This is a genomic window from Streptomyces sp. NPDC047515, assembly GCF_040643055.1.
Classification (GTDB): Bacteria; Actinomycetota; Actinomycetes; order Streptomycetales; family Streptomycetaceae; genus Streptomyces.
Genome location: NZ_JBEYTM010000003.1, coordinates 177,756 through 202,352 on the forward strand (window position 1 = coordinate 177,756; position 24,597 = coordinate 202,352).

Genomic DNA, 24,597 nt, shown 5'->3' on the forward strand with positions numbered 1-24,597 from the left:
CAGACATAGAGGGAAAGGCCACACCATCGTGACTGAGATCGAGATCGGGCGCGGCAAGCGCGGCCGCCGGGCGTACGCATTCGACGACATCGCCGTCGTTCCGAGCCGCCGTACCCGCGACCCGAAGGAGGTCTCGATCGCCTGGCAGATCGACGCCTACCGTTTCGAGCTGCCGTTCCTGGCGGCTCCCATGGACTCCGTGGTGTCCCCGCAGACCGCGATCCGCATCGGTGAGCTGGGTGGCCTCGGTGTTCTCAACCTTGAGGGCCTGTGGACCCGGCACGCCGATCCGCAGCCGCTGCTCGACGAGATCGCCGAGATGCCCGTCGAGTCGGCGACCCGCCGCCTCCAGGAGATCTACTCCGCCCCCATCCAGGAGGAGCTGATCGGCCGGCGCATCAAGGAGGTGCGCGACTCCGGCGTCGTCACCGCCGCCGCGCTGTCCCCGCAGCGCACCGCGCAGTTCTCCAAGGCCGTCGTGGACGCGGGTGTGGACATCTTCGTCATCCGCGGTACGACGGTCTCCGCCGAGCACGTCTCCGGTGCGGCCGAGCCGCTCAACCTCAAGCAGTTCATCTACGAGCTGGACGTCCCGGTGATCGTCGGCGGCTGCGCCACGTACACCGCCGCCCTGCACCTGATGCGGACCGGTGCGGCCGGTGTCCTCGTCGGCTTCGGCGGCGGCGCCGCGCACACCACGCGCAACGTCTTCGGCATCCAGGTCCCGATGGCGACCGCGGTCGCCGATGTGGCCGGAGCCCGCCGCGACTACATGGACGAGTCCGGCGGCCGGTACGTGCACGTGATCGCGGACGGCGGCGTCGGCTGGTCCGGCGACCTGCCCAAGGCCATCGCCTGCGGCGCGGACGCCGTGATGATGGGCTCCCCGCTGGCCCGCGCGACGGACGCGCCGGGCCGCGGCCGGCACTGGGGCATGGAGGCCGTCCACGAGGACGTGCCGCGCGGCAAGCTGGTGGACCTGGGCTCCGTCGGCACGACCGAGGAGGTCCTCACCGGTCCTTCGCACACCCCCGACGGCTCGATGAACATCTTCGGTGCGCTGCGCCGGGCGATGGCGACGACGGGGTACAGCGACCTCAAGGAGTTCCAGCGCGTCGAGGTGACGGTGGCGGACTCGCAGCACCGTCGCTGAGTACGCCCGGCAGCACGCAGGAGGCCCGGACCGCAGACGCGGTCCGGGCCTCCTGTCGTGTCCGGGCAGGCGTTACGCGGCCTTCTTGGCGCCACCGAACGCGGCTACGGCACCGAGCAGCAGGAAGAGGTAGCTCTTGAAGTCCGCCGCCTCGCTCCACGCCTTCGTCAGCACGTCGAAGCGGTCGAGGAAGAGGCTGGAGGCGGACTGGTGGACCAGGTCGGAGAGGATGATCGAGATGCCCACGAGCTGGCCGAGGTAGACGGCGCCCACCGACAGAACGGCGCTGACCACGGGCAGCACCGGGTTCTGTCCGCCGACCTTGCTCGCCGCGAAGCCGACGAGGAGCCCGACGCCGATGGCGATGTAGCCGACCTCGCGCTCGATCGCACCCGCGATGACGCCGTACAGGAAGGCCGCGACGAGCGCCGTGACCACGGCCGTCAGCAGGCCGAGGCCCAGGTTGTCGCGGGCGGGGGCCGGCGGGGAGAGCGGCGCTCCGCCGAACGCGGCGCCGGGCTGACCGGGCTGGCCGTAGGGGCCGGGCTGCTGGTCCGCGAACGGGTTGCCGGTGGGGGCACCGGGCCGGCCGGGCTGCTGGCCGGCGAACGGGTTGCCGCCGCCGGGCTGGACGTCGTACGGCTGCTGCGGCTGGTTCGGCGGCGGCACGGGCTGGCTCATGGTGGTATCCCCCTGGGACGGAAGCGCACGAATGTGCGAGAAGTGACGCCGCAGGCTAGCAGTCACCTGTGACATCGCCCACTGAAATCCCCGGGAAGGCCGTTCCTACAGCCGGTGTGCGGCCCCCGCCGGGGTCGCGCCCCGGGTGTCCAGGAGGAGCTGGGCCTTCACCGCGAGGCCCTGCAGATCGTACGTACGGTGGTGCTGGAGCAGCACCGTGAGATCGGCGCTCGATGCCGCCTCGTACAGCGAGTCGGCGCGCGGAACCGGGAGTTCACGTACCCGCCAGTCCAGGACGTGCGGATCGTGGTAGCCGATCTGGGCGCCCATGTCCATCAGCCGGGTCGCGACCTCCCGGGCGGGGGAGGCCTCCTGGTCCGCGAGGTCCGGCTTGTAGGTGACACCGAGGAGCAGCACCCGGGCACCGCGTACGGACTTGCCGTGCTCGTTCAGGAGGGTGGCGCAGCGCTGGATCACGTACTGCGGCATCCGGTCGTTGATCTCCTGGGCGAGCGAGACCATCCGCAGGGGGTGGCCGGGGGTGCGGCTGTGGTACGGGAGGTAGCCCGGGTCGACGGGGACGCCGTGACCGCCGACGCCGGGGCCCGGACGGAACGGCTGGAAGCCGAAGGGCTTGGTCTCGGCACACCTGATGACGTCCCACAGATCCACGCCGAGGTCGTGGCAGAGCACCGCCATCTCGTTGACCAGGGCGATGTTGACGTGCCGGAAGTTGGTCTCCAGGACCTTCGTCATCTCGGCCTCGCGCGGCCCGCGGGCCCGGACGACCTTGTCGGTGAGGCGGCCGTAGAAGGCGGCGGCGGACTCGGTGCAGGCGGGGGTGAGGCCGCCGATGACCTTGGGGGTGTTGGCGTAGACGTGGGTCCTGTTGCCCGGGTCGAGGCGGCTGGGGGAGTAGGCGAGGTGGAAGTCGCGTCCGGCGCGCAGCCCCGAGCCCTCTTCGAGCAGGGGCAGCACGTAGCTCTCGGTGGTGCCGGGCTGGACGGCCGATTCCAGCAGGACGGTGGTGTGCGGGCGCAGCCGGGCGGCGAGCGCGCGGCTCGCCTCGCCGACGGCGGTGAGGTCGAGGGTGCGGTCGGCGCCGAGCGGGGTGGGCGCGCAGATCACCGCAGTACGGACCCGGCCCAGTTCGGCCGGGTTGGTGGTGGGCCGGAAACCCCCCGAGAGCATCCGGCGGACGTCCGAGGCGGTGAGCGATCCCTCGACGGGGGTGTGGCCAGCGGAGAGCTCCGCGTAGGCGCGTGGGTCGGTGTCGTAGCCGACGGTCTGGACACCGGCGGCTACGGCGGCTTGGGCGAGGGGCAGGCCGAGGTGGCCGAGTCCGATGACAGCGAGGTCTGCGGGCATGTCGATGGGCCGTCCTTCCCTTGGACCGAGAGAGCGGAAAGCGCAACCGCTGGGGACAGCGCAATGTCAGACTAGGCGTAAATATGACCTATATGTCGCATTGTCGGGCTCCTGTCGTCCTGGTGTTGTCCACAGGCGGTGGCCGAAGTCGTGGGCGGCGGACAGAATCGAGGGGTGGGCGCGGGGCGTCCGACCGCTCGGTCGGGTCGCGTTCCGTGCCGGACCACCCCGATCTACCCCGGGAGGCAGCGGTGAGGACAGCGACACTGGGACCCGCGGAGCGCGCCGAGGCGCTCGCCGCGATGGCCGAGCGCGAACTGGACGTGCTGGTCGTGGGGGCGGGCGTGGTCGGCGCCGGTACGGCGCTGGACGCGGCGACGAGAGGGCTCTCGACCGGTCTGGTCGAGGCGCGCGACTGGGCCTCGGGCACATCGAGCAGATCGAGCAAGCTGATCCACGGCGGGCTGCGGTACCTGGAGATGCTCGACTTCGCGCTCGTCCGGGAGGCCCTGAAGGAGCGCGGGCTGCTCCTGGAGCGGCTGGCCCCGCACCTGGTGAAGCCCGTGCCGTTCCTCTATCCGCTGCAGCACAAGGGCTGGGAGCGGCTCTATGCCGGCTCCGGTGTGGCGCTCTACGACGCGATGTCGGTGTCGTCGGGGCACGGCCGCGGTCTGCCCGTCCACCGGCATCTCTCCCGCCGCCGCGCCCTGCGGGTAGCCCCGGCGCTCAGGAAGGACGCCCTGGTCGGGGCGTTGCAGTACTACGACGCGCAGATGGACGACGCCCGCTATGTGGCGACCCTGGTGCGCACCGCCGCCGGATACGGCGCCAAGGTGGCGAACCGGGCGCGGGTCATCGGTTTCCTCCGGGAGGGCGAGCGGGTCGTCGGTGCCCGGGTGGAGGACGTCGAGGCGGGCGGGGAGTACGAGGTCAGGGCCAAACAGGTGGTCAACGCGACCGGGGTCTGGACGGATGACACCCAGGCGCTGATCGGGGAGCGCGGACTGTTCCACGTCCGGGCGTCCAAGGGCATCCACCTCGTCGTCCCGAAGGACCGCATCCACTCCTCGACCGGTCTGATCCTGCGCACCGAGAAGTCCGTCCTCTTCGTCATCCCGTGGGGACGCCACTGGATCGTCGGGACGACGGACACCGACTGGGACCTGGACAAGGCGCATCCGGCGGCGTCCAGCGCCGATATCGACTATCTGCTCGAACACGTCAACTCGGTCCTGGCCACGCCGCTGACCAGGGACGACGTCCAGGGCGTCTACGCAGGCCTGCGGCCGCTGCTGGCCGGCGAGTCGGATGCGACCAGCAAGCTCTCGCGCGAGCACACGGTGGCGCATCCGCTGCCGGGCCTCGTGGTCGTGGCGGGCGGCAAGTACACGACGTACCGGGTGATGGCGAAGGACGCCGTGGACGAGGCGGTGCACGGTCTCGACCAGCGGGTGGCGGAGTGCGTCACGGAGGACATTCCGTTGCTGGGGGCGGAGGGATACCGGGCGCTGTGGAACGCCCGCGCGAGGATCGCGGTCCGGACGGGGCTCCATGTCGCCCGGGTGGAGCATCTGCTCAACCGCTACGGCTCCATGACCGAGGAACTCCTCGATCTGATCGTCGACGATCCGACGCTGGGCGAGCCGCTGCCGTCGGCGGACGACTACCTGAAGGCCGAGATCGTCTACGCCGCCTCGCACGAGGGGGCCCGCCACCTCGACGACGTACTGACCCGCCGGACCCGGATCTCCATCGAGACCTTCGACCGGGGCACGCTCAGCGCCCGGCTCTGCGCGAAGCTGATGGCTCCGGTGCTGGGCTGGGGCGACGGGCAGATGGACCGGGAGGTCGAGCACTACGAGAAGCGGGTGCAGGCGGAGCGGGAGTCGCAGCGCCAGCCGGACGACCTCACGGCGGACGCGGCGCGGCTCGGGGCTCCGGACATCGTGCCGCTGTAGGGCCGCCCGCTCGGATCGGGCCCGGCCGGGGCGCCCGCTCGGATCCTGCCGGGCCGGGCCTCCCGTCCGGATCCTGCCGGGCTCGTGGGGCCGGGCTCAGGCGCGGGGGATGCGACCGCAGAACTCCGCTTCGAGCAGCGCCGGTTCGAGTGCCGCCGCGTCGTTCAGAGTGTCCGTGTCGACGCGGAATGTGAGGGTGTGCCGGCCGTCGCGCGTGGTGGCGGTACGGACGTAACTGCCCGCTATGCGGCCGTTGTGGCCCCAGACGGTGGTGCCGCAGGAGAGCTTCTGCGGATAGATGCCCAGACCGTAGACGCCGTGCGTGGCGCCGGTGTCCAGCAGTCTCGCCAGCTGGGCGGGCGGGAGGAGGCGCCCGCCCAGCAGGGCCGCGTAGAAGCGGTTCAGGTCGGTGAGCGTGGAGATCAGCTCCCCGGCCGCGCCCGCCCTGCGCGGGTCGAGGTCGGTGACGTCGTGGAGACGGCCGTCGGCCGGGTCCCGGGTGAAGCCGCGGCCGTGCGGGGCGGGCAGCGCGGTACGGGCGCCAGGGAGGGAAGTGCCGGTGAGGCGGAGGGGGGTGATGATGCGGCGGCGGATCTCGGTGGCGTAGTCGTGTCCGGTGACGCGCCGGACGACGAGTCCGAGCACGACGTAATCGGTGTTGGAGTAGGCATAGCGGCCCGGCGCGTTCGTCGGGCGGTGGGTCAGGGCGAGACGGACCGCCGCGGTGGCGGAGACGGGGCGGGCGGAGGCGTCGGCGGTGTAGTCGTGGAGGCCGCTGGTGTGGCTGAGCAGGGCGCGCAGGGTGATGTGGCGGCCGTCGTTTCCGTTGCCGTGGATCAGCCCCGGCAGCAGCCGCTCGACGGGGTCCGACAGCCGAAGCCTTCCCTCCCGGGCGAGTTGGAGCACGACGGCGGCGACGAAGGTCTTGGTGATGCTGCCGGCCCGGAATCTGTCCGCCCTGCGGATACCGGGGCCCGTCGAGCGGTAGGTGCCGTACGGTGCGGATGAAGCGCGGTCGGCCAGCAGCGCCGCGGTGGGGGCGCCGCCCACGGCGACGAGCCGGGGAAGGTAGGAGGCCGCGGGCGTGAGATGTGGTTCGCTGGGCAGGGTCGCTGTTCCGAGGCCGAACAGCGCCAGCAGCAACGGGGCGGCGAGCAGCGCCCTGAGTATCGACATGGCAGGGAATCCCTTCCTACGGCCACATCATGACGGGCCCGCGGACCCGGCACCATGACCGGTCCCGGGGTGAGGGACAATGAACGCTCTGCCAGGGCGGGTTGATCGCAGAGGGGACGCATGTCGGAGGCGGAGCAGGCACGGGAGCCCCAACGGGACAAGGACGGACGTCTCCTTGCGGGGCGCTACCGGCTCGGGGAGGTGCTCGGCCGGGGCGGTATGGGCACGGTCTGGCGTGCCGTCGACGAGACGCTGGGCCGCACGGTCGCGGTCAAGGAGCTGCGGTTCCCCTCGGCCATCGACGAGGACGAGAAGCGCCGTCTCATCACGCGCACGCTGCGCGAGGCGAAGGCGATCGCCCGGATCCGCAACAACGGCGCCGTGACGGTCTTCGACGTGGTCGACGAGGACGACCGGCCGTGGATCGTGATGGAACTCATCGAGGGCAAGTCCCTCGCCGAGGCCATCCGCGAGGACGGGGTACTGACGCCCAGGCGCGCCGCCGAGGTCGGCCTCGCCATCCTCGACGTGCTGCGCTCTGCGCACCGTGAGGGCATCCTGCACCGCGACGTGAAGCCGTCCAACGTACTGATCGCCGAGGACGGCCGGGTCGTGCTGACCGACTTCGGCATCGCCCAGGTCGAGGGCGACCCGTCGGTCACCTCGACGGGCATGCTCGTCGGCGCACCGTCGTACATCTCGCCGGAGCGCGCCCGGGGGCACAAGCCGGGACCGCCCGCCGACCTGTGGTCGCTCGGCGGACTGCTCTACGCCAGCGTCGAGGGCTCCCCGCCGTACGACAAGGGGTCGGCCATCGCCACCCTGACGGCGGTGATGACCGAACCGCTCGATCCGCCGAAGAACGCCGGTCCGCTGAAGGAGGTCATCTACGGCCTGCTCGCCAAGGATCCCGATCAGCGGCTCGACGAAGCGGGCGCGCGCGCCCTGCTCGACGAGGTGATCCACGCCCCCGAGAAGCCGGATCCGGTGGTGCCCGCGCCCGCCGAGGCCACCCAGATCATGGCGCTGCCCGGACAGGCCTCCGCGTCCGGCGCCAGGACGGCCCCGAACCCCGGCGAGCAGGGCGAGGGCACACGGGACCGGCTGCGCGGTGCGCTGCGCTCCGTGCGCAGCGCGAAGGGGACGCCGGCCGCGGCCCCGGTCACCGCGCCGACCCCGCCCTCGACGCCCCCGAAGGCCGCCTCGGCGAGCGGCGCCGCGGCCCCCGCGAAGCCTGCCCGGCCGCCGGCCACGGCGACCGGGGGCGCGGCCTCCGCCGCCGTACCGCCGCCGCGCCAGGCCACGTCGTCGGCCACCCCGCCCCGCGCGTCCCTCACGGACGTGGTGCCGCGCCGCACCCTGGCGATCATCGCGGCCGTGATCGTGCTCGCCGTGATCGGCACGGTCCTCGCGCTCACTCTCGGCGGGGACGACAAGAACAACGCGGGCGGCGGCAGCGGCAAGGACGACACGTCGGCCTCGGCCGGGCCCTCTGCGACCGGCAGCGCCACGGACACCGACAGCGGCGGCGGCAAGGCCCAGGACCAGGGCGGCCATCAGGACCAGGGCAAGGGCGACGACTCGGGCAAGGGGTCGGACGGTTCCAAGGGGGACGACCCGGGCGCCAAGGGCGACGCACTGCCCGGCGGATACGGAACCATCACGAACAAGCAGTTCCACTTCACCATTGCGATGCCCGAGGACTTCCGGCTCGACCACACGTCCGGGAGCAACTCCGGTGGCATCTTCAATGCCGACGGGGGCTTCCCGCGCCTCCAGGTCGACTACACCGATTCGCCCGGCGGCGACGCCGCCGCGGCCTGGAACGCCGCGAAGGGCGGTGTCGAGGCCAGCAGCAACGGCTACCACCACCTCGGCGTGAAAAAGGTCCAGTACAACGGCTACCCGACCGTCGCCGACTGGCAGTTCGAGCGCACCCAGCAGGGGCAGCGGATCCGGGTGCTGAACAGGGGCTTCAAGGTCGACGCCACTCATGGCTACGCGATCATGATCAGCTGCAAGGCGGACGAGTGGGACGGCAAGGAGTGCCGGACGCTGCGCAAGACGGCGTTCGACACGTTCGCGCCCACCGACTGACCGATGGGTGAAAAGGGCCGGGATGCACCGACCCCGGCGCGCGCCCGGCACTTGCCACGTATCGTGAGAGCCTGAAGACCGTACGCAGCCGGAACGGCGGATCAATTGCTCGGTGAGTGAGCGCAATTGATGGATTCATACGGGTTCCGTGACCGGGGGACAGCGCGCTCTGGGGAGGCGTCGTGGACGACTACGCGGGTCGGGTGCTTGCCGACCGCTACCGCCTTCCGCTGCCCCCGTCCGACGAGTACGAACTGGTCGAGACCCGGGCGTTCGACACCTACAGCGGGCAGGAAGTCCTGATCCGGCAGGTGCCGTTGCCCGAAGTGGTGGACGCCGAGGTGCTCGACGCCGACGGCCCGGTGCCGACGGCCCGGCGCGTCACGGGGCACGCGGTGCGACGGTCCACGGACCCGGCGGTCCGGCGCGCCATCGAGGCCGCGCAGGCGGCGGCCCAGGTCCCCGACCACCCCCGGCTCGACCAGGTCTTCGACGTGTTCGCCGAGGCCGGCTCGCTCTGGATCGTGAGCGAATTCGTCATGGCCCGCCCGCTCGCCGCCCTGCTCGCGGAGCGGCCCCTCGACCCCTTCCGGGCCGCCGAGATCGGCTCCGACGTGCTGACGGCGCTTCGGGTGCTGCACGCCCATGGCTGGACCCACCGGAACATCACCGTCCGCACGGTGCTGATCTGCGACGACGGCCGCGTCGTGCTGACCGGTCTGGCGACCGGCGCGGCGCAGGAGGCGCTCTGCGGGTACGTCCCGACGCCGCAGCCCGACGACGGGGACGAGATCGCCTTCGGCCGCCCGGCGGTCGGGACGGGCCCGGCCGGGCCGTACGCACCGCCTCCGCTGCCCCCGTCGCCCCCGCCCGTCCCTCCGGCCGAGGTGCCGGCTTCGCGTGGCCCGGCGGCGATCGGGACGGGCCGCACCACGGGCGACCCGTACGGCGATGACGGGGCGCACGCCGATGATGCGTACCTTGGCGACCGGTCCGGCGACGACCTCCACGGCGATGTGCGGGGCAGTGCGCCGGGCGAACTGGAGGCCGTGCCGCGGCCGGTGAATCCCGCCCTTCCCGCGCCCGCCCCTGGAACGGGAAGCGCCGCGCGGTCGCGGGCCGAGCGCGCCGGAGCCATCGCCGCCTACGGCGCGGGCGCCCGCGCCGCCGCCCGGGTAGGCGAGGACCAGCGCCGGGCCGGGGCGGGCGAGGCGGAGGACACCGGCAGCATCCCGGTGCAGCGCGCCGCGCGGCAGCAGGACACGGGACCGTCCGCCCAGGACAGCCGCCCGCAGCCGACCGGCCCCTGGAACCGGGCCGACGAGGACCCCTACGCCAAGGGCCCGTACGCCGAGGACCCGCACGAGCACGACCCGTACGACGACGACCCGTACGACGACAACGACGAGGACGACGACAACGACGACGGCTACGGGGACGACGACCAGGCGCCCCCCGGCCGGCGGCTGCACCTCACCGGCACCTGGAGCGACGGCCCCGGCTCCGGACGTCCCGTCCCGGCCGGAGGCTCGGGCGAGGACGCCCTGCGCGCCGACGCCCGGCGCCACGGCAACTCCCCGGCGCTGCCGACGCATCCCTCCCCGCAGCGACAGCAGCCGGGCCGCTGGGACGACGGCGTCGCGGGCGAGGGTTCGGGCCCCGCCTATCGCGGCCCCACCACCACCCTCGCCGCCGAGCGCGCCCGGCAGACCCGGATCTCCCTCGTCGGCGCGGTCACCGAGCGCTGGGCGCCCGAACAGGCGGGCCCCGTGCACGAGAACTGGCAGCTGGCGCCGCCGATCGGCCCCGCCACCGACCTCTGGGCACTGGGCGCGCTGCTCTACCGCGCCGTCCAGGGCCACGCGCCGTACCCCGAGGAGAACGCGGCGGAACTGGTCCAGATGGTGTGCGGGGAGCCGCCCGCCTTCGCCGAGGAGTGCGGTCCGCTGCGCCCCGTCGTCGAGTCGCTGCTGCGCCAGGACCCCACCGAGCGGCCGGACTTCGAGGAGCTGAGCGGCTGGCTGCGTTCCCTCGTGCGGTCGGCGCCCGAGCCCGAGGCCGGTCTGGACGTCGTACCACTGCCGTCCGCCGACAGCGCCCGGCTTCCCATCGTGCGCCGCCGTGGCGAGCTGGTCCGCAGGCGCCGCTTCGGCCAGGGCTCGGCCCACGGCCGCCACCGCCACACCAAGGAGAAGGCCGACCGGCGCGACAGGCCCGGACCGGAGAGAGAGCCCAGAGCACCGCGTGAGCCCAAGGGCCCCAAGGCGCTGCGCACCCCGCCGCCCGACCCCCGGCAGGGCGAGGGGCGGGCACCGCGACGGCTGGGCCGGCTGCTGCTGGTGCTGATCCTGCTGGCCCTGGTCGCAGCCATCGCGTACGCGGTGCTGTTCATGCCCAAGGCGGACAGCGACTCCGGCGCCCGCTCCTCGGGCCAGGCGTCGTCGGCGTCCGGCTCACCGGAGCCCGGCGACGGCGGGACCGGCGGGCAGTCCTCCACACAGCCCCCCGGCGCCCAGCAGCCGCAGACCAGCCGCTCCGCCGTCGCGCTCGCTCCCGGCTACGCCCTGCGCAAGGACCCGGAGGGGTTCGAGGTCGCGGTGCCCAAGGGCTGGCAGCGCAGCCCCGCCAACGCGGACCGTCAGATCCATTACGACAGCGACGGATTCAGCCTGCTGGTCGTCCCCGGACGCGACACCGTCAAGGCCAATGGCGACGACCCCCTCGTCTACCAGGCCGAGAAGGAACTGGAGTTGCGGCCCTTCCGCGACTCCAGCTGGTCGGGATCGAGCGGGCTGCGCCGGATCGACGTCGGCCGGCAGGCCATGGCCGAGGGCCAGTTCACCTGGCAGGACGCCTCCGGCCGTGAGGTGTACGCCCGTAACCTCGCGATGATCGTCGACGGCCGCTACCACATTCTCCAGGCCATCGGCCCGGAGAACAGGCGCGACAAGGTTTCGGACATCTACGAACAAGCCATCGCGTCCTACCGTGTGACGCACTGAAACATCCCGACCACGCGGCCGGACGACGGCAGAGCGACAAGCATCACAGTGCGGTCTCGTGGGGGAGGCGAGGTTCCGTGGCCGTGCACCCTCTCCGTAATCTGGCCTCCGAAGGAACGGGGCGGGGAAACGTGGATCGATCACAAGGCACGGACGCGGGACTGGTGCTGGCCGGAAGGTACCGGCTCGGTGAAGTTCTCGGACGTGGCGGCATGGGCAAGGTCTGGCGGGCCCACGACGAGGTGCTGCACCGCACGGTCGCGGTCAAGGAGCTGACGGCCGGGCTGTACGTCGCCGAGGCCGACCGGGTCGTGCTGCACGCACGCACGCAGAAGGAGGCCCGCGCGGCGGCCCGGATCACGCACCCGGGCGTGGTCACGGTGCATGACGTGATCGAGTACGACAACCGGCCCTGGATCGTCATGCAGTACGTCGACGGTCCGTCACTCGCCGACGAGGCCAAGGAGTCCGGCGAGATCGAGCCGCGCGAGGCCGCCAGGATCGGACTTCATGTGCTGGGAGCCCTGCGCGCCGCACACGGCGCGGGGGTCCTGCACCGGGACGTGAAGCCCGGCAACGTCCTTCTGGCCAGGGACGGCCAGGTGCTGCTCACCGACTTCGGGATCGCGGCGATAGAGGGCGACTCGACCATCACCAGGACCGGTGAACTGGTCGGCTCCATCGACTATCTGGCGCCCGAACGGGTACGCGGCGGCGATCCGGGCCCCGCGTCCGACCTGTGGTCGCTCGGCGCCACGCTCTACACCGCGGTCGAGGGGCGCTCGCCGTTCCGCCGTACGTCCCCGATCTCCACCATGCAGGCCGTCGTCACCGAGGAACCGCCGCCGCCCGGGAAGGCGGGCCCGCTCGGCCCCGTGATCACCGCGCTGCTCCGCAAGGACCCCGACGACAGGCCGTCGGCGGCGGAGGCGGAACGGATGCTGCTGGAGGCCATGGAGGGCCGCGAACCGCGGGCCGCGCAGGCGTACGTACCGACGCAGCGCGTCCCCGACGAGGTGCTGCGCACGCTGGACGCCGAGTCCGGGGCGGGTGCGGCAAGCACGGCCCAACTGCCCCATCCGGCGGCCGGTTCCACCGCGGGCCCGGTGTCGCCTGCGGTGACCCGGCGCAGCGGCGGCCGGTGGCGTACGACGGTCCTGGTCATCGCCGCCGCCGCGCTGGTCGGCGGCGGCGCAGGGCTCGCCGCGATGAAGTACGGCGACCGCGCGGAGAACTCCGCCGGGCGCGGCGGCACGGGCACCCGTGCGAGCGAGACCCCCACGGCCCCCAGGACGCTCGGCACTCCGTCGGCGCCGAAGCCCGATCGCCCGGTCAACGGCATACCCAAGGGCTGGCACCGGGTGAACGACCCCGAGGGGTTCCGCCTGATCGTGCCCATCGGCTGGGAGCGCCGGGCGGACCGCAACCAGATCGACTACACGCCGGACAACGGGGTGCACTACATCCGGATCAGCGTCGACCCGGCGCCGGACTTCGAGAACTCGTACATGCACATGCTGAACCTGGAGAAGCAGCTGGCCAAGCGGCTGCCCCGGTACGAGCGCAGGACGCTGCATTCCAACACGTACCGCGACCGGGCGGGCTCGCTCTGGGAGTTCACCTGGACCGAGACCAAGACCCATCCGGGGCCGCGCCACGCGATCGAGCAGATGTACTTCGGGGAGGACAGCGGTCCGGAGTACGCGATGTACATGACGGGTCCGGCGTCGGACTGGGACACCACGCGGGAGCAGTTCGACACGATACTGCGCGGATGGCAGGCGCCCGACGACTCCGACTGAGGCCCACCGGATCGTGCCGACGACCGCAGGGGTCCTGATCAGGGGCTTTGTTGCCAGTGATCACTGGCTTGTTTGTGGGGAGTGTGAAAACCCGTTACTCACGGGTACCCAAAGCGTGCGGCTGGACGTACTCTCGCCCTCATGACGGACTCGCAGGCCTCCACGTCCACCTCCTCCGCCCCGGTCGGCACCAACCCCGTGGCCGCCGCCCCCGCGGGCGTGCGCACCGCCGCCGACGTGGTGACGCCCGAGGTGATCGCCCAGCTGACCCGCGGCGTCGTCGGCTCCGGCCGCACGGCCAACCACACCCCCTTCACCGGGGAGAAGCTGGCCGATCTGCCCGAGTCCACTCCCGAGGACGTGGCGACGGCCTTCGAGCGGGCCCGTGCCGCGCAGCCCGCCTGGGCCGCGACCCCCGTCCGCGCCAGGGCGGCCGTTCTGCTCCGCTTCCACGACCTCGTGCTCGGCCGCCAGGCCGAGGTGCTCGACCTCATCCAGCTGGAGACCGGCAAGGCCCGGCTGCACGCCCACGAGGAGGTGCAGGCCGTCGCCGTCGCGGCCCGCCACTACGGGCGCACGGCCGCCTCGTACCTGAAGCCCAAGCGGCACACCGGAGTCGTGCCGACGCTCACGAAGGTCACCGAGCTGCGTCAGCCGCGCGGCGTGGTCGGCCAGATCGCGCCGTGGAACTACCCCTTGGAGCTGTCCGTCGGTGACGCGCTGCCCGCGTTCGTCTCCGGCAACGCCGTTGTGATGAAGCCCGACACGGAGACCGCGCTGACCGCGCTGTGGGCCCGGGACCTGCTGATCGAGGCCGGGCTGCCCGCCGAGGTCTTCCAGGTGGTCCTCGGTGACGGACCGGTCGTCGGCCCCGAGGTCGTCAAGCACGCCGACTACGTCTCGTTCACGGGTTCCACCCGCACCGGCCGCGAGGTCGCGCAGGGTGCGGCGGCCCGGCTCGTCGGGGTCTCGCTGGAGCTCGGCGGCAAGAACGCCATGCTGGTCCTGGAGGACGCCGACGTGGAGAAGGCCGCCGCGGGCGCCGTCCGCGCCTGCTTCTCCTCCGCGGGCCAGCTCTGCATCTCCATCGAGCGGCTGTACGTCCACGAGTCGGTCGCCGACGAATTCGTGGCCCGCTTCGCCGCCCGTACGAAGGCCATGCGGCTCGGCAACTCCCTCGCCTACGGGGCCGACATGGGCTCCCTGGTCGGCGAGCGCCAGCTGGAGACGGTCACCCGGCATGTCGCGGAGGCCGTCGAGAAGGGCGCCACGCTCGTCGCGGGCGGCGTCGCCCGCCCCGACATCGGCCCGCTCTTCTACGAGCCGACCATCCTCGACGGCGTCGAGGCGCCGATGGCCGTCTGTAACGAGGAGACCTTCGGCCCGGTCGTCTCCCTCTACCGCTTCACCGACGAGGACGAGGTCGTCGCCCTCGCCAACGCCACCCCGTACGGCCTGAATTCGAGCGTCTGGACCAAGAACTCCAAGCGGGGCCACCAGGTCGCCGCCCGGCTGCGGACCGGCACGGTCAACATCAACGAGGGGTACGCCCCGGCGTACGGCAGCGTGCAGTCCCCGATGGGCGGCATGAAGGACTCCGGTCTCGGCCGGCGGCACGGCTCCGAGGGCATCCTCAAGTACACCGAGGCGCAGACCGTCGCCCAGCAACGGCTGATTCCGCTTGCCCCGGTCTTCGGCATGGACGACGAGAAGTACGCGGCGTTCATGACCCGCAGCCTGAAGGCGATGAAGGCGTTCCGTCTGCGCTGACTCCCCAGCACCGCAGCACCTTCTGTCCTTTTCGTACCGAGGAGAGTCATGCCCCAGGGCAGCCCTGCCCAGAATCGGCCCGTCTCCCCCGGACCGGCCGACGACGCTGCGTACGACTACGACGTCCTGGTCGTCGGCTCGGGCTTCGGCGGTGCGGTGTCGGCCCTGCGGCTGACCGAGAAGGGCTACCGGGTCGGGGTGCTGGAGGCGGGCCGCCGCTTCACCCCCGGGACCCTCCCCAAGAACTCCTGGGACCTCAAGAACTACCTGTGGGCCCCGGCCCTCGGGCTCTACGGCATCCAGCGCGTGCATCTGCTCGGCAAGGTGATGGTGCTGGCCGGTGCGGGGGTCGGCGGCGGCTCGCTCAACTACGCCAACACGCTGTACGTACCCCCCGCGCCGTTCTTCGAGGACCGGCAGTGGGCGTCCATCACCGACTGGCAGGACGAGCTGAAGCCGTACTACGACCAGGCCACGCGGATGCTCGGGGTCCGGCTCAACCCGACGACGACCCCATCCGACGTCCATCTGAAGGCGGCCGCGCAGGCGATGGGCGTCGGCGACACCTTCCATCTCGCCCCGGTCGGCGTCTTCTTCGGCGACGGCGAGGACGCCGATGGCACGGCGAGGGCGAAGCCCGGCGGCACGGTCGCCGACCCGTATTTCGGCGGCGCGGGCCCCGCCCGCAAGGCCTGCACCGAGTGCGGTGAATGCATGACGGGCTGCCGCCACGGCGCGAAGAACACCCTCAACGAGAACTACCTCCACCTCGCCGAGAAGGCCGGAGCCGTCATCCACCCGATGACCTCCGTCGTCGCGATCACGGATCATCCGGAGGGCGGCCACCGCGTCACCACCGTCCCCACCGACCGCCGCAGGAAGGCGAAGCCGACGCGGCTGCGCGCCCGCGAGGTGGTGGTCGCGGCGGGCACGTACGGAACGCAGACCCTGCTGCACACCATGAAGGACCGCGGTCTGCTGCCCCGGCTCTCGGCCCGGCTCGGCGAGCTGACCCGTACCAACTCCGAGGCGCTCGTCGGCTCGCAGACCAGCGACCGGCGCTACCGCAAGAAGCACGGCACCGCGAAGGCCGACTTCAGCCGGGGCGTCGCGATCACGTCATCGATCCACCCCGACGGGAACACCCACATCGAGCCGGTCCGCTACGGCAAGGGTTCCAACGCCATGGGCGCGCTGTCCATCCTTCAGGTGCCGTACGGCGGACACCGGGTGCTGGGCTGGCTCGGCAGCATGGCCAAGCATCCGACGCTCGCCGTGCGCTCGCTCTCCAACCGGCGCTGGTCGGAGCGGACCATCATCGGGCTCGTCATGCAGTCGCTGGACAACTCCCTGACGACGTACCGCAGATCCGGCGGCATCGGAAAGGGCCTGCTCACCGCCCGGCAGGGGCACGGCGCGCCCAACCCCACACAGATCGAGGAGGCGACGCGCAGCGCCACGCTGCTGGCTGACGAGATCAACGGCTTCGCCGGTTCGAACATCGGTGAGCTGATGGGCACTCCGCTCACCGCGCACTTCCTCGGCGGCTGCCCCATCGGCGCGAGCGCCGAGGAGGGGGTCATCGACCCGTACCACCGGCTCTACGGGCACCCCGGCATCTCGGTGGTGGACGGTTCGGCGGTCTCCGCGAACCTCGGCGTCAACCCGTCGCTCACCATCACCGCTCAGGCCGAGCGGGCGATGTCCTTCTGGCCCAACAAGGGTGAGGCGGACCCGCGCCCGGCACAGGGCGAGGCCTACGAACGGCTGGCCGCCGTCGAGCCGAAGGCGCCGGCGGTGCCGAAGGAGGCCTTCGGCGCACTGAGGCTGCCGTTCCTCGGGTTGCCGACCGTCCCGCCGAAGAAGAAGCCGTAGCGCCGACGGCGGCGGACCGGGACAGCGCAAAGGGGCTGCACCCCCCTCCGAGTGCAGCCCCCACGCCGACGGTGACGAAGCGCCTCAGAGCCTGTCGGCCGCCCGACAGGCTCTTACGCGGCCGCGTCACCGTTCCTGCGGCGCCGCACGATGAACATCGCGCCCGCGCCGAGCACTACGGCCGCACCGCCCGCGGTGGCGAACACCGGCACCGCGGAGGACGAACCGGTCTCCGCCAGCGTGCCGGAGACCTTGCCCGTCGGGTTGTCGGCCGGCTTGGTGGACGGCACCGGAGCGCTGCCGCCGGTCTGCGGCTTCGAACCGCTCTCCCCGGAGTTCACGATCTTGAACTTGTACGCGACGTCGCTGACGCCCGCGCAGTCCTTGTCGCCCACGTAGAGACCGGCACCGAGGGTGAAGCCGGCGCCGATGGGGGCGCTCGCCTTCACGTTGATGCGCAGCGGGATGTCGACCTCGTAGCCCCCGCGGATCTCGTCGGACCGGCCGACGTAGCCGACCGCGCGGCCGTCCTCGCTGAGCTCCTCCCACGTGCCGGTGTCCGTGTCGAGGGCCTGGAGACTGACGTGCTTGGACTTGAAGAGGTCGTCGCCGTTCTTGTCGGAGGCGGCGCCCGCGAAGTAGTCGATCTCCTTCACGGTGGACTTCGACGCGTTGTAGACGTTCATCTTGAACGTGTGCCAGCCACTGCCCCGGGCGATCTTGCCGGGCAGGCCGTTGATGGAGATGTCCAGGTCGGACTTGGCGCACTCCGTCGGCTCGGGGTCCTCGGACGGGGACGCGGACGGCGACGTGGACGCGCTCGCCGAAGCGCTCGGGGACGCACTGGTGACCAGGTCCGGGGCCGGAGAGGTGCTTCCGGTGGCCTCGGCCGTCTCGCTCAAGCCAGGCTCACCGGACCCCTCGGCGGGCGCCGAGGGGGACTCGGTGGCCGACGGGTCGGTCTCCGGGGACGCGGAGCCGCTCGGCTCGGGGGTGGTGGAGCTCTCGGCGACGGTGGTCCCGTCCGCCGAGTCGGCGAACGCGGCCGGGGCGGCCAGGATCGCGGCCGGCGCGATGACGGCCGTGGCGGCGGCGAGCGCCATGGTGCGGCGAAGCTTCATGAAGACCTCAGCAGTCCGGCGTACCGCTGTGAGCAGTACGGATATCGGGACGGGCCAGCCGTGAGGGTCACAGGCGGGGCCGGTGGTTCCGCATGATTGACCCGCGGTCCGGCGCAATGGTTGTCCGGATACTCACAGAACTTTTATGTGACGCCACTCACATCTCTCTCCGTGCGTCGGCCGACCACGGTGTGCCACGCACGGGTGGTGCGCGGTGCGCGAGGCGTCCGGACGGAGAGGCGCACGGTGCAAGAGGTGCGCAGGAGGCGCAGGAGGTGGCATGAGCAAGGGCCCCTGCGGACCGGGAACCGGTCCACGGGGGCCCTGCGTGAATCAGTGCCGGGGCGCGGTGTCGGCGCCGAGCCGGACGGGCTGCCCCACGCGGACCGTTCCGCCCGGATACGGTCGGCTCCGGGCGTCCCCGGAGCCGACCGTTCTTGGGGTGACCGGGCTGCTGTCCCCTGCCGACCGGTCACGCACGCTGGGGCGCGGTCCCACGGCGTACCCTGCAGTACGCCACACGCTCCAGCGGAGCCACGCGTGGTTCCTTCCAAAGCCGCCCCTGGCTGGCACGGACACCGGGACCAACGAAGCCGCGGCTGACCCGGTCACGCGCCGTACGGGTGAGAGTCGGCCCGAACTGGCGAACTGGGATACGCCCGGACACCCGGGCCGCGGGGCGTCAGGCCCGGCCGCGGCAGAGCTCCAGCAGCGTCATGGCGAGGGAGGTGCCGGGCTTCCCGAGCGCGTCCCGGTACTGGCCGAGGATCTCCATCTCGCGGGAGAGATTGATCCGCCGGCCGCCGGAGGTGATCCGTGCCTCCTGGATGACCGCCGAGACGGCCATCCGCTCCTGGACGAGCCCGATGATCCGGTCGTCGAGGGCGTCGATGCGGGACCTCGCGCCGCCGATCAGCGCGGCGGCCTCCTCGGTGTGCGCGCCGGTCTTCTCGGCGGCGGTCTTCGCGGGGGCGGCGGCGGTCTTCGCGGAGGCGGTGCTGGTCATGACGGTGACTCCTCATGGGATGCGGCCCCCCGAAGCCGACCGGTCCGGAACGACAGAACGCCCCGGGCCTTTCGGCCCGGGGCGCCTGGAACGTTGCTTGTCAGTGGATCAAGCAGCACGACCATGGCAGCCGGCGGGCCGGATGCCATAGGTAAAGACGAAGGTCGTGTGCTGACGCATGTTCTCAGTATGGCCCCGCCGCGCATCCGGACCAACACGGGGCCCGGATGCTGAGACACCCGCGGGCCGAGGGCCCGGGGCCCGCGCTTCCCGCACCCCCGTCCGGGCGTGACGACGCCCGCCTTCGCAACCCCGGTAGAATCGACAAAACCGACCCCCCTTCACCGCCGGAAGGCCGCCTCGTGCCAGCAGCACCCCCCGCCGCCCCCGACATCGCCACCGACGTGGTCCTCGTTGTCGACTTCGGGGCGCAGTACGCCCAGCTCATCGCCCGACGCGTCCGTGAGGCCCGGGTCTACAGCGAGATCGTCCCGTCCACGATGCCGGTGGCCGAGATGCTGGCCAAGAACCCCCGGGCGATCATCCTGTCCGGCGGCCCCTCCTCGGTGTATGCGCAGGGCGCGCCCTCCCTGGACCGGGCGATCTTCGAGGCCGGTGTCCCGGTCTTCGGCATGTGCTACGGCTTCCAGCTGATGGCCACCACGCTCGGCGGCACCGTCGACGACAACGGTGCCCGTGAGTACGGCCGTACCCCGCTCACCGTCTCCAAGTCCGGCTCCACGCTCTTCGAGGGCACCCCCGCCGAGCAGTCGGTCTGGATGTCGCACGGCGACGCCTGCTCCGCCGCCCCCGAGGGCTTCACGGTCACCGCGTCCACGGACGTCGTACCGGTCGCCGCCTTCGAGAACGACGAGAAGAAGCTCTACGGCGTCCAGTACCACCCCGAGGTCCTGCACTCCATGCACGGCCAGCAGGTCCTGGAGCACTTCCTCTACCGCGGCGCCGGCATCGAGCCGACCTGGACCACGACCAACGTGGTCGAGGAGCAGATCGCGCTGATCCGTGAGCAGGTCGGCACCAAGCGTGCCATCTGCGGACTGTCCGGCGGTGTGGACTCCGCGGTCGCCGCCGCACTCGTGCAGAAGGCCATCGGCTCCCAGCTGACCTGCGTCTACGTCGACCACGGTCTGATGCGCAAGGGTGAGAGCGAGCAGGTCGAGAAGGACTTCGTGGCCTCCACCGGCGTCCAGCTGAAGGTCGTCGACGCCGAGGAGCGGTTCCTGAACGCGCTGGCCGGGGTCTCCGATCCCGAGCAGAAGCGTAAGATCATCGGCCGGGAGTTCATCCGCGTCTTCGAGCAGGCCCAGGCCGAGCTCGTCGCCGAGGGCGCCGCCGACGGCGAGGAGGTCGCCTTCCTCGTCCAGGGCACGCTCTACCCGGACGTCGTCGAGTCCGGCGGCGGCACCGGCACCGCCAACATCAAGTCCCACCACAACGTCGGCGGTCTCCCCGACGACATCGAGTTCCAGCTCGTCGAGCCGCTGCGCCAGCTGTTCAAGGACGAGGTCCGGATGGTCGGCCAGGAGCTCGGCCTGCCCGACGAGATCGTCCAGCGCCAGCCGTTCCCCGGCCCCGGCCTCGGCATCCGCATCGTCGGCGAGGTCACCAAGGAGCGGCTCGACCTGCTCCGCGAGGCCGACGCCATCGCCCGCGAGGAGCTGACCGCGGCCGGTCTGGACCGCGACATCTGGCAGTGCCCGGTGGTCCTGCTCGCCGATGTCCGCTCGGTCGGTGTCCAGGGCGACGGCCGCACCTACGGCCACCCGATCGTGCTGCGTCCGGTCTCCTCCGAGGACGCCATGACGGCCGACTGGTCGCGACTGCCGTACGAGACCCTCGCCAGGATCTCCACCCGCATCACCAACGAGGTCGCCGACGTCAACCGCGTCGTGCTCGACGTGACGAGCAAGCCGCCGGGCACCATCGAGTGGGAGTGACCTTTTTTGCAGGGTCAACGCTGATGCCGTCGCTCATTCGTTTGGGCGGCGGCATTGTCGTACGGGCTGGGTACGCTGGTTGCGGAGACGAGACTCTGCCCCATGGGAGCAATCATGAGCGCCGCACCCGAGCCCAGGCTTGAGAAGCAGCGGTACCGGTGGCCTGTCCCGCCCGAGGGCGGATGGACAGCGGACGACCTCGACCGGATTCCGGGCCTCCCGCCCCACACCGAGCTGATCGACGGGAGTCTCGTCTTCATGAGTCCGCAGCGGAAGTTCCACACCCGCACCATGTGGTTGCTGGAGCAGGCCCTGCTTGCGCATCTGCCGCACGATCTCGACGTCGACCGGGAAATGACCATCAGACTCGACAAGAGGAATCGCCCGGAGCCCGACATGGTGGTGTACCGGGCGGAGGCGGACACCGGAGCCGACCAGACCTGGTACGCGCCCGAGGACGTGGTCCTGGCCGTGGAAGTGGTGTCACCCGATTCCCAGGACCGTGATCGTGACGTCAAGCCGCGCAAGTACGCCGCCGCCGGAGTAGTTCACTTCTGGCGGGTGGAGGCGGATGCCGACGGTCTGCCGATCGTGTACGTGTACGAGCTCGACCCGGCCCGGCAGGCGTACACCCCGACGGGGATCCACCACAACAAGCTCAGCTTGGATGTGCCGTTCCGGATCGAAGCGGACCTCACGCAGATCTATAGCCGCGGCAGGTAGTGGGCCTTGTGCCCGGGGTGGTTTTCCCGGTGAATCGCCCCCGGCCCCCCTGGCCACTTGCGGCAACCGGCGGTAACTTCCGATCCCGTACGCCCTGGGAGCCCCGAGGAGTCGCCATGCCCGAACCCACGCCCACACCCCTGGACCAGCTCCACTTCGCGATGCCGCCCGTCCACGAGTCCGTGGAGGAGGAGCGCGCGTACCGCAAGGAACGGCTGGTCGGGGCGTTCAGGCTGTTCGGGGAGTACGGGTACGAGGACGGCGTCTCCGGCCACATCACCGCGCGGGACCCGGAGTTCACCGACTGCTTCTGGGTCAATCCCTTCGGGGTGCCCTTCGACGGGCTCGTGACGGACGAACTGATCCTGGTCAACGGGGAAGGACAGGTCGTCGAGGGGTTGCGCCATGTCAATCAGGCGGCCTTCGCCGTCCACGCGCAGGTGCACCGGGCACGCCCGGACGTCGTCGCGGTCGCGCACACCCACTCCGTGCACGGCCGGGCCCTGTCCGCGCTCGGCGAGCTCATCGAGCCCATCACCCAGGAATCCTGTGCCTTCTACGAGGACCACGTGCTGTACGACGCGTACACCGGGGTCGTGGTCGACGAGGAGGAGGGGCGCCGGATCGCCGCCGCGCTCGGCGGGCACAAGGCGATCGTGCTGCGCAACCACGGACTGCTGACCGTCGGCGACTCGGTGGACGCGGCCGCCTGGTGGTTCATCGCGCTGGAGCGCTCCTGCCAGGTGCAACTGGCCGCGCGGGCGGCCGGAAAGCCGGTGCTGATCGAGCACCGGGACGCGGTCGCCACCCGTGAGCAGCTCGGCAGCGATCTGGTGGCCTGGATCAACTACCAGCCTCTGTGGCGCCGGATCAGTCGCACATTCTGACGATCCGCGCCGACAGGCTGCCCCGATGCGGCCCGGAGCCCTCCTGTACGGCACAATTCGCAGCATTAACAGCTGAGTTGGCTGTACCGGGACAGGAAAGGGCGGCGTTCTCCGTGGCGTTGGACGAGGCGAGGGCGAGCAGCACGCACGGCGGCGGCTGCACGTGCGGCGACTGCCCGCACGGGGCGCGCGAGGGCCACCGGCGCGCGGTGGCCGCCTTCCTGACCAAACGGGACGAATTCGCCGCCGGCCAGGGGCTGCCGCCCGGGGTCGCCCAGTCCGCCTCCGCGACCCGCCAGTGGGTCTCCGACGAGCTGACCCAGTCGGCCAGGACCGTCGCCGATCGGGGCCGGGAAGCGGGCGACGTCTGGCTGTACCGGGTGTGGCGGCGCACGCTGATCGCGGTGTGGGGGAGCCTCGTCGTCCTGGTCGTCGCCGAATCCGCCACCGCCATCGGTGCGGGCTGGACCAACGCCCGTACGGCGGGACTGCTCGCCGGACTCGTCACCGCGGGCCTGCTGACCGGTGCCGCCCATGTCCACCGGGCCCGCGGCGGTCTCCTCGCCCCGGTGATCGGCGAGGACAACCGGCTCTCCACCTCCCGGGCGGTCGCCGCGTCCTGGGTGCTGCTCGCGGTCTTCTCCGTACTCGTGCTAGCCCTCCAGCTTGCGGGCGCCTCCGGCCACGCCGAGCGTGACGAACTGATCGAGGGGCTGGATCTGGCCCGGGGCGCCGGGGTGGTGACCGTGCTGGCACTGGTGTGCGCCGTCGCCGTGGTCGTACGCCGGGTGGTGACCGTACGCGCCCTGTCGGGGCGGCTGCAGAAGCTGCGGGCCGACCGGCCGCGCGCCGCCGATCTGCTCACCGACGACTCCGGGCGGGGCAGCTTCACGGATGTGCAGTACGTGCTGGTCAGCACCGTCGCCGTACTGTTCGCCGCGGTCCGCCTGACCCGCAGGCCCGAGCAGTTGCCCGACCTGCCGTGGGGGCTCGCGCTGCTGGTCACCGTCTCGGCGGTCGCGTACTTCGCCGGGAAGTACGCGGAGGGCGGGCGCCCGGTGGTGCTCTCGGTGGTCCGGGCCCGGGAGGCCGGGGATCTGGACGCGCCGATCCGTACCGGCGACGACATCGAGATCCGCGGCGCGGGCTTCGTGCCGCCCGGGGCCGGGACGCCCGACCGGCTGGCCCGCATGGTCGTCCGGATCGGCCGGGTCCATGTGCACGTGCCGCTGATCCCGGTCACCGGCGGCTTCGCCAACCCGACCGACGGAGTGCTCACCGTGCCGGTACCGGTGGAGGTGGAACCGGGGCTGGTGGAGGTGCAGGTCGTGACCGCCGCCGGAGTGGAGACGAACCGCGTCGAGATCGATGTGACGGACTGACGGCCGGGGAAGGCCCAGCCGGGTGGCGGAGACCGGCCGACCGGCCGCCCCACCGGGTGGGCGGCGCGTGCACCGCGTACGTATGGTCTGGTGACGGGTCTACGGAAGGCAGGGCAGCCACCATGCAGGGTTACGGCACCAACGTACGCGGTCTGGGCGAGCCGAGGGGGCTCAGGGAACTGGCGCGGGAGCACGCCCTGCTGCCCCTGCGGATCTTCCTCGGCGTCACCTTCATCTACGCCGGGCTCGACAAACTGACGGACAGTTCCTTCTTCCGCGCGAGCGGCGCCGGATCCATCGGCGAGACGATGCACGCGGTACGCGACTCGTCCGCGATCCCGGCCCTCGTCGACCTCGCGCTGAAGAGCCCCGGCGGCTTCGGGTACACCATCGCCATCGGCGAACTCCTCGTCGGCATCGGCACCCTCCTCGGTCTGTGGGCGCGGCTTGCGGCGCTCGGCGGGGCGCTGATCTCGTTGAGCCTCTGGCTGACGGTGAGCTGGCAGGTCACGCCGTACTACTACGGCAACGACCTGGCCTACCTCATGGCCTGGCTGCCGCTGCTGCTCGGCGGGGCCGCGGCGTTCTCCGTGGACGCCCTGCGCGCGTCACGACGGCGACGGATCCGGTAGTTTACC

General features: G+C 71.7%; 17 protein-coding genes. 12 read left to right on the plus strand and 5 right to left on the minus strand.

What is annotated here, in order from left to right:
- Positions 1-28 precede the first annotated feature (28 nt).
- Positions 29-1,153: a GuaB3 family IMP dehydrogenase-related protein gene (locus tag ABZ826_RS03750; protein WP_361441581.1), complete on the plus strand. Its 1,125-nt coding sequence runs from the start codon at positions 29-31 to the stop codon at positions 1,151-1,153.
- Between the two features lie 72 nt (positions 1,154-1,225).
- On the opposite strand, the gene ABZ826_RS03755 is transcribed toward ABZ826_RS03750, so the two are convergent.
- Together ABZ826_RS03755 and ABZ826_RS03760 are read right to left on the minus strand one after the other, a co-directional pair.
- Positions 1,226-1,834: a hypothetical protein gene (locus ABZ826_RS03755; protein WP_361441584.1), complete on the minus strand. Its 609-nt coding sequence runs from the start codon at positions 1,832-1,834 to the stop codon at positions 1,226-1,228.
- A 105-nt stretch (positions 1,835-1,939) separates the two neighbouring features.
- Positions 1,940-3,202, minus strand: coding sequence for a nucleotide sugar dehydrogenase (locus ABZ826_RS03760; protein WP_361441587.1), 1,263 nt, complete (start codon positions 3,200-3,202; stop codon positions 1,940-1,942).
- A 251-nt stretch (positions 3,203-3,453) separates the two neighbouring features.
- On the opposite strand from ABZ826_RS03760, the gene ABZ826_RS03765 reads away from it, so the two are divergent.
- Positions 3,454-5,160, plus strand: a complete 1,707-nt coding sequence (locus ABZ826_RS03765) for a glycerol-3-phosphate dehydrogenase/oxidase (protein ID WP_361441590.1) — start codon at positions 3,454-3,456, stop codon at positions 5,158-5,160.
- 96 nt (positions 5,161-5,256) lie between these two features.
- Here the strand turns inward: ABZ826_RS03765 and ABZ826_RS03770 are convergent, their stop codons facing one another.
- Positions 5,257-6,336, minus strand: a complete 1,080-nt coding sequence (locus ABZ826_RS03770; RefSeq protein ID WP_361441593.1) for a serine hydrolase domain-containing protein — start codon at positions 6,334-6,336, stop codon at positions 5,257-5,259.
- 120 nt (positions 6,337-6,456) lie between these two features.
- Here ABZ826_RS03770 and ABZ826_RS03775 point away from each other — a divergent pair, with 120 nt between their 5' ends.
- The 5 genes from ABZ826_RS03775 to ABZ826_RS03795 all read left to right on the plus strand — a co-directional run bounded on the left by ABZ826_RS03775 (position 6,457) and on the right by ABZ826_RS03795 (position 16,882).
- Entirely contained in the window at positions 6,457-8,433 is a 1,977-nt protein-coding gene (locus ABZ826_RS03775; protein ID WP_361441596.1) for a serine/threonine-protein kinase, read from the plus strand.
- A 182-nt stretch (positions 8,434-8,615) separates the two neighbouring features.
- The gene (locus ABZ826_RS03780; RefSeq protein WP_361441599.1) at positions 8,616-11,435 is read left to right on the plus strand and encodes a protein kinase; all 2,820 of its coding nucleotides are present in this window, start codon (positions 8,616-8,618) and stop codon (positions 11,433-11,435) included.
- A 131-nt stretch (positions 11,436-11,566) separates the two neighbouring features.
- Complete coding sequence (locus ABZ826_RS03785) at positions 11,567-13,237, plus strand: serine/threonine-protein kinase (protein ID WP_361441602.1); 1,671 nt, start codon at positions 11,567-11,569, stop codon at positions 13,235-13,237.
- A 141-nt stretch (positions 13,238-13,378) separates the two neighbouring features.
- The gene (locus ABZ826_RS03790; RefSeq protein ID WP_361441605.1) at positions 13,379-15,007 is read left to right on the plus strand and encodes a succinic semialdehyde dehydrogenase; all 1,629 of its coding nucleotides are present in this window, start codon (positions 13,379-13,381) and stop codon (positions 15,005-15,007) included.
- 48 nt (positions 15,008-15,055) lie between these two features.
- Complete coding sequence (locus ABZ826_RS03795) at positions 15,056-16,882, plus strand: GMC family oxidoreductase (RefSeq protein ID WP_361441608.1); 1,827 nt, start codon at positions 15,056-15,058, stop codon at positions 16,880-16,882.
- A gap of 113 nt (positions 16,883-16,995) precedes the next feature.
- On the opposite strand, the gene ABZ826_RS03800 is transcribed toward ABZ826_RS03795, so the two are convergent.
- Entirely contained in the window at positions 16,996-18,003 is a 1,008-nt protein-coding gene (locus ABZ826_RS03800; RefSeq protein WP_361441611.1) for an LAETG motif-containing sortase-dependent surface protein, read from the minus strand.
- Positions 18,004-18,685: 682 nt separating this feature from the next.
- A complete protein-coding gene (locus tag ABZ826_RS03805) occupies positions 18,686-19,009 on the minus strand; it encodes a chorismate mutase (RefSeq protein ID WP_361441614.1) in 324 nt (107 codons plus the stop codon).
- 362 nt (positions 19,010-19,371) lie between these two features.
- Here ABZ826_RS03805 and guaA point away from each other — a divergent pair, with 362 nt between their 5' ends.
- The 5 genes from guaA to ABZ826_RS03830 all read left to right on the plus strand — a co-directional run bounded on the left by guaA (position 19,372) and on the right by ABZ826_RS03830 (position 24,591).
- Positions 19,372-20,967, plus strand: a complete 1,596-nt coding sequence (guaA, locus tag ABZ826_RS03810; protein ID WP_361441617.1) for a glutamine-hydrolyzing GMP synthase — start codon at positions 19,372-19,374, stop codon at positions 20,965-20,967.
- A 114-nt stretch (positions 20,968-21,081) separates the two neighbouring features.
- Positions 21,082-21,690 carry a Uma2 family endonuclease gene (locus tag ABZ826_RS03815; RefSeq protein WP_361441620.1) on the plus strand — a complete coding sequence of 203 codons (609 nt, stop codon included), beginning with the start codon at positions 21,082-21,084 and terminating at the stop codon, positions 21,688-21,690.
- A 116-nt stretch (positions 21,691-21,806) separates the two neighbouring features.
- Positions 21,807-22,577: a class II aldolase/adducin family protein gene (locus tag ABZ826_RS03820; protein ID WP_361441623.1), complete on the plus strand. Its 771-nt coding sequence runs from the start codon at positions 21,807-21,809 to the stop codon at positions 22,575-22,577.
- A gap of 113 nt (positions 22,578-22,690) precedes the next feature.
- Positions 22,691-23,959, plus strand: a complete 1,269-nt coding sequence (locus ABZ826_RS03825) for a hypothetical protein (RefSeq protein WP_361441821.1) — start codon at positions 22,691-22,693, stop codon at positions 23,957-23,959.
- A gap of 122 nt (positions 23,960-24,081) precedes the next feature.
- Positions 24,082-24,591 (plus strand): DoxX family protein, encoded by a 510-nt coding sequence (locus ABZ826_RS03830; RefSeq protein WP_361441626.1) that lies wholly within the window; start codon positions 24,082-24,084, stop codon positions 24,589-24,591.
- Positions 24,592-24,597: the final 6 nt, after the last annotated feature.